This window comes from Phenylobacterium sp. (genome assembly GCF_031412415.1).
GTDB lineage: Bacteria > Pseudomonadota > Alphaproteobacteria > Caulobacterales > Caulobacteraceae > Phenylobacterium.
Genome location: NZ_JANOCX010000186.1, coordinates 1 through 10,744, shown reverse-complemented (window position 1 = coordinate 10,744; position 10,744 = coordinate 1). Strand labels below are relative to the sequence as shown.

Annotated in this window: 10 protein-coding genes; 4 read left to right on the top strand and 6 right to left on the bottom strand. The window is 67.8% G+C overall.

Annotated elements, in window-relative coordinates:
• Both RMO04_RS08980 and RMO04_RS08975 read right to left on the bottom strand, forming a co-directional pair.
• Positions 1-288 (bottom strand): GIY-YIG nuclease family protein (locus RMO04_RS08980; protein WP_309644442.1); only part of this gene is annotated, 288 nt, incomplete at its 3' end.
• A gap of 43 nt (positions 289-331) precedes the next feature.
• Positions 332-2,119: a long-chain-acyl-CoA synthetase gene (locus RMO04_RS08975; protein ID WP_309644441.1), complete on the bottom strand. Its 1,788-nt coding sequence runs from the start codon at positions 2,117-2,119 to the stop codon at positions 332-334.
• Positions 2,120-2,370: 251 nt separating this feature from the next.
• Between RMO04_RS08975 and RMO04_RS08970 the strand changes: the two genes are divergently transcribed.
• Positions 2,371-4,377, top strand: coding sequence for an ATP-binding protein (locus RMO04_RS08970; protein WP_309644440.1), 2,007 nt, complete (start codon positions 2,371-2,373; stop codon positions 4,375-4,377).
• A gap of 3 nt (positions 4,378-4,380) precedes the next feature.
• Here RMO04_RS08970 and RMO04_RS08965 read toward each other — a convergent pair whose 3' ends face one another.
• Entirely contained in the window at positions 4,381-4,716 is a 336-nt protein-coding gene (locus tag RMO04_RS08965; RefSeq protein ID WP_405041477.1) for a ClpX C4-type zinc finger protein, read from the bottom strand.
• Positions 4,717-5,048: 332 nt separating this feature from the next.
• Here RMO04_RS08965 and RMO04_RS08960 point away from each other — a divergent pair, with 332 nt between their 5' ends.
• The 3 genes from RMO04_RS08960 (at position 5,049) to RMO04_RS08950 (ending at position 8,313) form a co-directional block, all read left to right on the top strand.
• Entirely contained in the window at positions 5,049-5,810 is a 762-nt protein-coding gene (locus RMO04_RS08960) for a hypothetical protein (RefSeq protein ID WP_309644439.1), read from the top strand.
• 157 nt (positions 5,811-5,967) lie between these two features.
• A complete protein-coding gene (locus RMO04_RS08955; protein WP_309644438.1) occupies positions 5,968-8,004 on the top strand; it encodes an ATP-binding protein in 2,037 nt (678 codons plus the stop codon).
• An 81-nt stretch (positions 8,005-8,085) separates the two neighbouring features.
• A complete protein-coding gene (locus RMO04_RS08950; RefSeq protein WP_309644437.1) occupies positions 8,086-8,313 on the top strand; it encodes a hypothetical protein in 228 nt (75 codons plus the stop codon).
• Here RMO04_RS08950 and RMO04_RS08945 read toward each other — a convergent pair whose 3' ends face one another.
• The 3 genes from RMO04_RS08945 to thiC form a co-directional block, all read right to left on the bottom strand.
• Positions 8,314-9,051 (bottom strand): pentapeptide repeat-containing protein, encoded by a 738-nt coding sequence (locus tag RMO04_RS08945; RefSeq protein WP_309644436.1) that lies wholly within the window; start codon positions 9,049-9,051, stop codon positions 8,314-8,316.
• A gap of 80 nt (positions 9,052-9,131) precedes the next feature.
• Positions 9,132-9,554: a c-type cytochrome gene (locus RMO04_RS08940; RefSeq protein ID WP_309644435.1), complete on the bottom strand. Its 423-nt coding sequence runs from the start codon at positions 9,552-9,554 to the stop codon at positions 9,132-9,134.
• A 109-nt stretch (positions 9,555-9,663) separates the two neighbouring features.
• Positions 9,664-10,744, bottom strand: a 1,081-nt coding sequence (gene thiC / locus RMO04_RS08935; RefSeq protein WP_309644434.1) for a phosphomethylpyrimidine synthase ThiC, incomplete at its 5' end; no start/stop codon positions are given.

The following is a 10,744-nucleotide window of genomic DNA, read 5'->3' as shown; positions in this document are numbered from 1 at the left end:
CTTGATCAGGTTGATCTCGAGCAGCAGGGCGTCGGTCTCGGTGCGGGTTGTGACGAACTCCATCGACCGGGTGAGGTCGACCATCAGGGCGATGCGCTGGGTATGGAACCGCCCCTGGGCGTATTGCAGCACCCGCTTCTTCAGCGAGCGCGCCTTGCCCACATAGAGGACCTCGCCGTCCTCGCCGATCATCCGGTAGACGCCAGGCGCGTCGGGCAGGCGCCGGACCTCGTCCTTGATCAGGGCCGCGCCCTGGAGGCGCTGCTGTGCGTCGGCGTCGAGCGTCATGGCGAAGATATAGGCGAGTCCGTCCGCTGGCGCAGGAGGCGATCTACAGCTTCACCCCGCCCGCAGAAATCTTCTCGAAGCCGGGCTTGGTCATCTTGATGTAGCCCTTGACCGGATCGCGCCAGTAGACGGCGCCCTTGATCTTGGAGGGATCGTAACCGTCGGCGACCAGGTCGATTTTTCGGAGCTTGAAGGTCCCCGTGGTTTCCAGCGCGGGCAGGATGCGGACGAAGACAGGCTGGGCGTAGGGCGGCAGCTCGCGCGCGACCTGGTCTGCGAACACCTTGATGTCGAAGCCGGGCTCGATCACCAGGCCCGCCATGCCGGCGCGTCCGTCGGCGCCTGGAACCTCCACGCCATAGACATTGGCCTCGGCGACGCCGGGCACGGCGGCCAGTCGTTCCGACACTTCATTGGTGGAGACGTTCTCGCCCTTCCAGCGGAAGGTGTCGCCGATCCGGTCGATGAAATAGAAGTAGCCGTCGGCGTCCATCCGCATCAGGTCGCCCGTCCGGAACCAGGCGTCGCCGCGCGCGAAGACGTCGTGCAGGATCTTCTTCTCCGACGCCGCCTTGTCGACATAGCCCGTATAGGCCGTCCGCGCGTCGCCGCCGATGGCGCCCAGGCACTCGCCGACCTGGCCTGGCCCGCACTCGATGCACAGGCCGTTCAACCCGCGCACCGGCGCCTCGGTCTCGACGTCGAACTGGACCAGCCGGACGCTGAACTTCGCCCGCAGCCACTTGGGCGCGCGGCCGATGGCGCCCACCTTGCCGTCGAAATTGAACAGCGAGACGTTGCCCTCGGTGGAGCCGTAGAACTCCAACACCTCCGGGATCCGGAAGCGCGTGTTCATCTCGGCCCAGACGTCGCCGCGCAGGCCGTTGCCGAACGCCATGCGCAGCTTGTGCCGGTGCTCGTCCTCCACGGGCGGGTGGTTGACCAGATAGCGGCAGAGCTCGCCGATATAGACGAACATGGTGCAGTCCTCGGCCACCACGTCGGACCAGAAGTGGCTGGCGGAGAACTTCTTCTTCAGCACCGCCGAGCCACCGCTCAGCAACGCCGCGCCCAGGCCGCAGAGCCCGCCTGTCGCGTGATACAGCGGCAGGGCGACGTAGATGCGGTCCTTCTCGGTCGCTCCGGTGGCCCCAGCGAAGGCGCGCATATAGAGCTGAGCGCGGACGTGGGTGATGCGGGCCGCCTTGGGCAAGCCCGTGGTGCCGCTGGTATAGATGAGGAGCGCCGTGTCCTTCGCGGTCATGCCCTCGCGGACCGAGCGGTCGGGCGGAAGCTGGCTACAGCTCTTCAACGCCTGGAGCAGGTCGCGCTGGTCGCCATGAGCCAGGCCGATGACCCATTGCTGCATCGGGCGTTCCAGCAGGCCCTTGGCCCGCTCGAACACCGGCGAGGTCTCGCTGTCGACGATGACGTGGGCCGCGCCGGAGATGTTCAGGCAGTGCGCCAGCGGCAGGCCCGCGAGCTGGTTGTTGATCATGGCGGTGACCACCCCGATCTTCGACAGCCCATACCAGATGGGGAAATAGTCCAGCCGGTTGGGCAGGAACAGGGCGACCACCTGGCCACGCCGGATGTTCATGCCCTTCGCCCAGTGGGCGTAGCGGTTGGCGACGGCGTCCATCTCGCCATAGGTGAGGGTCTTGCCCTCGAAGGTCAGGGCCGGCCTGTCGCGCCACGTCTCCACCGCCGCCTGGATGTCGTCGCAGATGAGGTTCGGTGAAGCGGGCGCGATGGTTTTGACGCGCTTCAAGGTGCGATTGAGCCCGCGCATAAAGCGCCAGTCACGTTCGAGCCGGGCCTTCAGTCGCATGCATTCCCTCCGACCGCCCACCTTGGCGGCGCGTGCGCGCACCGGTCAAGCTGAGCCGTGGGTGCGAACGGTCGCACCCATGTCGGCCGAGGGAGATCGTGGCCGAAAGGACTCACTCGCCTCCGGCGGCAAGAACGACCCCGCTCGGATCACGGCAAGACTTCACGAAGCGCCTCGGTCGAGACAGACTGGGGTTTAGGCCTGACCCGATGCGGTCAAGGACAGCGACGATGACGACAGGGGTGGCGTCGATGCGGGTCCGATCCGAGTTGAAGCTGATTGGGCCGCTGACGATCCTGGCGATGGTGGCGATCGTTCTCCTGGCCGTCAGCCTCATCCTCGCCGCACGGCAGGTGGACGCGCGGGTCCGCGAGCACGAGCAGCAGCTCGTGGACAGCGCCATCAACGGCCAGATCCGCGGCTTCGAGAACGCCTTGGCCGCCCAGACGGTCTGGGACGCCGCCGTGGTCAACCTGGACAATCGCCCCGACCCGACCTGGGCGCGCGAGAACCTTCCCGTCTATCTGAAGCCGACCATCGGCACCTGGGACTATCTGGTGGTCGACGCGGCCGACCGGCCGGTGTGGGCCAGTCGCGACGCCGAGCCGGCGCCGCGGGCCGAATGGGCGCAGCGTCGGCGCGAGGCCGAACACCTGATCGCCGAAATCCGCGACCTGGAGCGAAAACGAGGCCCCGCGCCCAAGGCCAAGGCCGACGCGCCGCCGGTCATCATCACTCGCATCGAGCCTCGCGACGGGCGGGCCTATATGTGGATGGCCAGCCTGGTGGAACCCGATGCAGGCGCGGCCGCGCCCCGTGGCCCCAGGGCGAGCATCGTGGTGGCCGGCGGCTTCATCACCGACGCCAATATCGCCACGATTCAAGCCAGCTACGGCCTGAGCGGCACGGCGATCGTCACCGACGCCAGCAAGATCGCCCCCTCCCAGGCGCGTACCGCCTTCCACCCCACGCGGGGCGACCCGCCCGTCATGCTGGTCTGGACGCCGCAGCGGCCCAGCTACGACCTGTTCCGGCGCTCGTTCTGGATCATCGCCGCCGCGGCGATCGCCTTCATCGCGCTAGGGGCGCTGATGATCCAGCGAACCCACCAGGCCGCCAAGGACCTGATGGAGGTTCATCGGGCCCAGGGCGAGTTCCTGGCCAACATGAGTCACGAAATTCGAACCCCGCTGAACGGCGTCAACGCACTCTCCAACGCCTTGGCCAAGTCCCACCTGTCGCCCCAGCAGCGGGAGATGGCCAACACCATCCAAAGCTCCGGCGTCATGCTTGAGCGGCTGCTGACCGACATCCTGGACTTGGCCCGCATCGACCCGGACGGCATGGCGCTGGAGGTCGAACCCTTCGATCTGGCGGCGGCCGTCCAGTCGGTGACTTCGTTGATGACGGCCCGCGCGCAGAGCCGGGGGCTGGAGCTTCGCCTGGTCCTGGCCCCCGCCGCACACGCCGAGGTGCTGGGCGACGCCACGCGCCTGAAGCAGATCCTGACCAATCTGATCTCGAACGCCATCAAGTTCACCGACCAGGGCCATGTCGACCTCGTGGTGCGCCCGCAGGACGGCATGTGGCGCTTCGATGTGCGCGACACCGGCATCGGCTTCGACCCCGCCGCCAAGGCCCGGATGTTCCAGCGGTTTCAGCAGGCCGATGGCGGCATCACCCGCCGATTCGGCGGAACGGGTCTGGGCCTGGCCATTTCCCGCGGTCTGGCGGCTAAGATGGGCGGAAGCCTGGACGGCGACAGCGAGCCCGGAAGCGGCGCGGTGTTCACCCTGGTGGTCCCCCTGCCCACCGCGCCCACGCCCCCCGCGGTCCAGGACGCCGCCGTGCCCGCCGCGGCCCCTGAAGGCCCCCCGCTTCGCGTACTGGTCAGCGAGGACCACCCGGTCAACCGCATGGTGGTGGAGATGCTGTTGGATTCCATCGGCGCGGAGGTGGTGTCGACGCATGACGGCCAGGCCGCGTGCGAGGCCTTCGAGGCCCAGCCGTTCGACGTGATCCTCATGGACATGCAGATGCCGGTCATGGACGGTCTGACCGCCATCCGCAGGATCCGCGAGCGCGAGCGCGCCCGCCAGATGCGGCGCACCCCGATCATCATGGTGACGGCCAACGCCCTGCCCGAACATCGCGCGGCGGGGATGGCGGCCGGCGCCGACCTGTTCGTGACCAAGCCCGTGGACGGCGACAGCCTGCTGGGCGCCATGGCCCAGCTCCACCGGGACGCCGTGGCCTGACCCTTAGGAGAACCGCTCCCAGGCCGATTGGCGCGACATCCCCAAGGCCTCGCCGATTTGGGCCCAGCTCACCTCGCGCGATCGGAGCAGATCGACGACCCAGTTCAGTTGCGCGCCCTTGCCGCGCGCCGTGGCCTCGATGGCGGGGAGTTGGCCGAGAAGCCGCTCGGTCGGCAGGTTTTCAGGCTTTATCACCTGCGACAGGTCCGGCGTCCGACCCTCGATATAGACTTGGCAAAGCCCGATGCAGGCGTCGCAGATGAACACATCGCCGCCGCCGGCCACCAGCTTGGCGACCTCCGCCGAGGACTTCAGACAGAACGAGCAATAGTAGGTCACGCGCCACCTCGTTGTCAGGACGACCCTGACTGTCAGGTATCTCCTTACACTCCCGCCGTCAAGGATATCCTGACGCCAAGAGCCGCAGGGTCCGCCAACTGTGGCGCCAATGCGGCGATACTCGTGAGGACTGTGGCGGAAATTTGGAAGTCATCGGTCAGTTCGCCAGAATGTAACTGCGCCGCTTAGAAAATATTTTCGCTCGCAAACCAGTACTATTTCAGGAACCGCGGCCGATTTGGCACGCCCAGATCAAGCTCGACGTTGGAAATCACGGAACGTGTGAACGCTGACCCCGTTCTTGTCTCGACCAACAATCTGGGAGGTCTGATATGTCTACCGAATATAGCCCGTTCGCCCGCCCCAAGTTCACCGCCGAGACGTTCGGCCGCGACGATCCCGCGACCACCTTCGACTCCGCGCCCCGCGTGGCCCCTGAGACTCGTACCTTCGCGTCGCAGGTTGAGACGCCCCGCGCCGCCTTCGTCGAGCCCGTGGTCGTTCATCAGGAGAACGGCGGCGAGGAAGCCTCGATGTTCGCCGCCGCGCCGCTGTACGGCCAGCGCGCCAAGTCGCCGGCCAAGGGCAAATCCGTCGCGCCTATCGCGCTGATCGCCATCCCGGCGGTCGCTCTTCTGGCCGGTGTGGCCTACTTCACCATGCAGCCGCGTGACAGCCTTATCGCCGAACAGCCGGCGACCATCGCCACCGCGCCGACCACGCCGACGCCCCTGGCGCCCGCGCCGGCCGAGATGGCTGTCGCCACCCCTGCTCCGGCTCCGGTCGAGGCCGCCGCCCCCGTGACGGCCGCTCCGATCGCCAAGGTCGCGGCGCCGCGCGCCGCCCGCGCCGCCCCTGCCCGTGTGGCCAGCGTGCGCCCGGCGCCGGCCGCCACCCCTGGCGCGGAGGACGTGAGTTCGTGGTCGCGTGACGCCAACGCCACCCTGCCGTCGGCGCCGGTGCCCTACTCGGCGACCGCGCAGACGCCCAGCGCCTCGCCGGCCCCGATCATCGTTCCGCCCGTGGCCGCCGAGCCGGTGACCCCGACGCCCCAAACCGTGGCGCCGGAAGTCCCCGCGATTCCGGTTCCCTAGGGTCCTAGACGATAAGATGAACGCGGCGGCCCCCGGCGACGAGGGCCGCCGTCGTCATGTCTGGGCACCGTGCTTGCGATGCAAGCTCGACCACACGCTCCCTTAACCCCCCTACGACATCTTGGGCCCAATCAGATCCGGGGTAGGGGCCCGACAGATGCGGCGCGAGTCCGAGTTCGGTTTGTTGGCGCCCATGGTGGCGCTGGCCGGGGGCGCCATGGTGGTGTTCGTCGCAAGCCTGCTGATCTGGACGGCTCAGATCGACCGCGGCGTGCGCGCCCACGAAGAGGACCTGGTCCATCGGGGCGTCACCGCCAGCATCGCCGAGATCGAGCGGTCGCTGATACCGGAGACCAACTGGGACGAGGCCGTCCTCAACCTGGACAATCGCTTTGACTCGGCCTGGGCGGCCAGCAACATCAACGACCACTATGCCCAGAACATCGACTTCGAGCGGCTGTTCGTGCTCGACGCCTACGACCGGCCGATCTATGCGCGCCACCACGAGGCCCCCGCCTCAACTGCCAGCTATGGCGCTGTGGCCGGGACGTCAAAGCTGGTCGCCGACGTCCGTCGGGCCGAGGCGCGCCGAGGCCCCATCGCCCCGCATGGCGCCGGCGCGCCCATGCGCCTGGTCTCCCGCGCCATCCAGTCCAGCGACTTCGTTGTCCATGACGGACTGATCTACCTCGTCACCGCCACCCTCGTGCAGCCGGACTTCGCCAGGGTCACGCCCATGGGACCACGGGCGCCGGTGGTGGTGACCGTGATGCGCCTGGACCAGCGCTCCCTGGCTCGTCTGCGCGACCGCTTCCAGCTGGAGGATCTGCGCACCAGCATCGGTCATGAGGGCGGTCAGCGCGGCCGCGCCGAGGTGGTTCTGAACACGCTTGGCGACGGCCAGCCCCTGGTGATCAGCTGGACGCCTGAGCGGCCGGGCGCCGACCTGTTGGGCCGCGCCCTCCTGCCGGTCGCCCTGGTCATCCTGGCCTTCGCGGCCATGGGGACGATCATGGTGGTCCGCGCCCGCCGCGCCGCCGCCCAGCTGCTGGCCAGTCACCGATCGCAGAGCGAATTCCTGGCCAATATGAGCCATGAGATCCGCACGCCGCTGAATGGCGTCTCCGCCATCGCCGAGGCTCTGGAGCGCACCCCGCTCAACCCCAACCAGGCCGAGATGGTCGGCATCATCCGTGGCTCCGGCGCGACGCTGGAACGCCTGCTGTCGGACGTGCTGGACCTGTCGCGGATCGAGACCGGCGCGGTCAGCATGGAGAACGCCCCGTTCCACCTGGCCAACGCGGTCCGTGACGTCATCGCCCTGGCGGGCGCGCCGGCGCGCGACAAGGCTCTGGACCTGATCGTCGACATCGATCCCGCCGCTGAGACCGCCGTGGCCGGCGACCAGCTTCGGGTGAAGCAGGTGCTGACCAACCTGGTCTCCAACGCCGTCAAGTTCACCACCGACGGCTATGTCGCCGTCGCCGTCCGCGCCGAGGGCGACGGCCGGTGGCGCATCGAGGTGCAGGACACCGGCATCGGCTTCGATCCGGCCGACAAGGCGCGCCTGTTCAACCGCTTCCAGCAGGCTGACGGCTCGGTCACCCGCAAGTACGGCGGCTCGGGCCTGGGCCTGGCGATCTGCAAGCAACTCGTCGGCCTGATGGGCGGCGAGCTGGACGCCAACAGCGCGCCCGGCGAGGGCGCCACCTTCACCGTGCGGCTGGACCTGCCTCCGGCGGACGCCAAGCCCGTGGCCGACGTGGCGCCGTCGGCGACCGACGCCAATCCCGACCGTCCTCTGCGCATCCTGCTGGCCGACGACCATCCGACCAACCGCAAGGTCGTGCAGGTGCTGTTCTCCGAGTTCGATGTCGACCTGGTCTGCACCGAGAACGGCCGCGAGGCCTGCGACGCCTTCGCCGCCCAACGTTTCGACCTGGTGCTCATGGACATGCAGATGCCGGTCATGGACGGGCTGAGCGCGGTTCGCGAGATCCGGTCGCGGGAGAAGGCGCGGGGCTGGATCGCCACGCCCATCGTCATGCTGACCGCCAACACCCTGCCCGAGCACCAGGCCGCCAGCCTCGCCGCCGGCGCCGACCTGCACATGCCCAAGCCGATCGAGGCCGCCAAGTTGTTCGCCGTGCTGCAAAATGTGGCCGAGAGCCAGGCCGTCAGCCGGGCGGCTTAACAAACCGTCAAACCGCGTGGCGACCCCATGCCACATTCCCAGGCGGCGTGTTCGCTGGCTAAATCTTCGGAGCATCTGCCAATGCCGAGGGACCACATGCTGAAGCTGCTGTTTTCGAGCTGGGGCGCCGAGTGGGGCACCGCGGCCCTGGTCTTCGCCGTCAGCGCCGCGGTGGGTCGCTCAGCCGCGGAGGGCATGAACACCCTTCAGTGGTGCGGCGCGATCACCGCCGTCTTGGCCTCGATCACCGCCGCTGTCGCGGTGCGCGTCTGGAAGCCGGAAGAGCGCAAAGTCCGCATCGAGGACTGACTATTCGGCGTGGACATCCACGCCCATGGCGCTGAGCAGACGATACTGCTGGTCCACGTCCACCTTCATCCCTTCCCGACTGGCCAGCTCCAGCAGGTTAAGACCGCTGACCTCCCCGCCACGCAGGTCGGCGCGGGCGAGCTTGGCGCCGGCGCTGAGCGCCTGGAAGAAATCGCAGCGCCGCAGGTCGGCGCCCTCCAGGTCGGCGTCGAGCAACAGGGCCTCGCGGAAGCTTGAACCGTTGAGATCGCACTCGGGCAGCCGGACCTCGGTCAGATCGGCCAATTCAAGATTGCAGCCGCTGAACGTCGCGGCCCACTTGACCACGCTGCGGCCGAAGGCGCGGGCGAAGTCGGCCTTCAGGAACACCGCGCCCCGCAGGTTGCAGGTCGACATCTCGACCCCGTAGAGGCTCGAGCGCTCGATCTTGGCGAAGGAGAGATCGCAACGGGCGAACCGCGCCTCCTCCAGCCGCGAGAAGGCGAACTGGACGCCTACATGGCCCTGGTCGTCGGTGAAGAGGCAGTCCTCGAACACCGCCTCGCGCAGGTCGGCATGGGCGAAACGACAGCGGATCAGCCGGCAGCCCTTGAACCGCGCGCCTTGCAGGCAGACGCCCTGGAACTGCACCTCAGTGAAGGCGCAGTCCTCGAACACCGCGTCGGTGAGATCGGCGTCGCCCAGATCGGCGCCTGAAAGGTCCTCGCCCGTGAAGCGCGCGCCCGGTTCGAGTATCATCCCGGCATCCAACATCGACCGGCCCCGAAAAGCGAGGCCTGACCGATCCTGGCGGCCGCCTACGACGCTTTCGGTCGCCGCTATCCCGCCGCCGGCTTCGGTATCGTGGGCAGCATGGATTCATAGGGCGCGGTCGGAACGACGCCTGGCGGCAGGTTCTCCGGCTCCGGTTCGCCCTTGGGTCCCAGGGACCGGATGTACTGGTACAGGGCGCGCAGATCGGCCTCGTTCATCTTGCTGGTGTTCTGCACTGGCATGGGCGGAAGCATCTTCGTGTCGCGCATGCGCGCCACCCAACCGTCCTCGGTCATGCTTTGGGCGAGCAGTCGGAGGTTTCCGGCGTAGGCCGTGCCCCATGGCCCATGGTAGCCGACCGGGTTCCCAGTCATCCGGTCGGCCTCCGGCGTGGTCCCGCCACTCTGGTTATAGCCCGGCGTGTGGCAGTCGTTGCAGCCGCCGACCAGGGCAAGGTAACGCCCCGCCTCGACCTGGGTCGCCGCCACGACTTGCGGCGCGCTGGGTGCCGCGGGCTTGGGTGAGCAAGCTGCCGCCAAGACCGCGCAACCAAGCGCGACCGCCATCCGATTCGTCATTTGACCCCCCGGTCGAAAACTATCCGGGGGTCAGTTTAACTTGAATCTCGCCGCCGCCAGCCCGGAATTTCTCTGACATCTCCGCCATTCCGGCCTGCGCCACGTCGTTCTGCTTGGCGGCCGACTCGCGGATCTCCTGGCTGATCTTCATTGAGCAGAACTTCGGCCCGCACATGGAACAGAAGTGAGCGGTCTTGAACGCTTCCTTTGGCAGGCTCTCGTCGTGGTACTCCCGCGCGGTTTCCGGATCGAGGCCGAGGTTGAACTGATCCTCCCAGCGGAACTCGAACCGGGCGCGGCTGAGCGCGTCATCCCAGGCCCGAGCGGTCGGATGGCCCTTGGCGAGGTCGGCAGCATGGGCGGCGATCTTGTAGGTGATCACGCCTTCCTTCACGTCCTCGCGGTCAGGCAGGCCCAGGTGCTCCTTCGGCGTCACGTAGCAGAGCATTGCGGTGCCGAACCAACCGATCATGGCCGCGCCGATGGCGCTGGTGATGTGGTCGTAGCCCGGCGCGATGTCGGTGGTCAGCGGGCCCAAGGTGTAGAAGGGCGCCTCGCCGCAGACGGCCAGCTGCTTGTCCATGTTGGCCTTGATCTTGTGCATCGGCACATGGCCGGGACCCTCGATCATCACCTGGACGCCGTGCTTCCAGGCGATGGGGGTCAGCTCCCCCAGGGTCTCCAGCTCGGCGAACTGAGCCGCGTCGTTGGCGTCGGCGATGCAGCCCGGCCGCAGGCCGTCGCCCAGGCTGAACGACACGTCGTAGGCCCGCATGATCTCGCAGATGTCCTCGAAATGCTCGTAGAGGAAGTTCTCCTTGTGGTGGGCCAGGCACCACTTGGCCATGATCGACCCGCCGCGCGAGACGATGCCGGTCACGCGCTTCGCGGTCAGCGGCACATAGGCCAGCCGCACCCCGGCGTGGATGGTGAAGTAGTCCACCCCCTGCTCGGCCTGCTCGATCAGGGTGTCGCGGAACACCTCCCAGTTCAGATCCTCGGCGACGCCATTGACCTTCTCCAGGGCCTGGTAGATCGGCACCGTGCCGATCGGCACCGGGCTGTTGCGAATGATCCAGTCGCGGATGTTGTGGATGTTG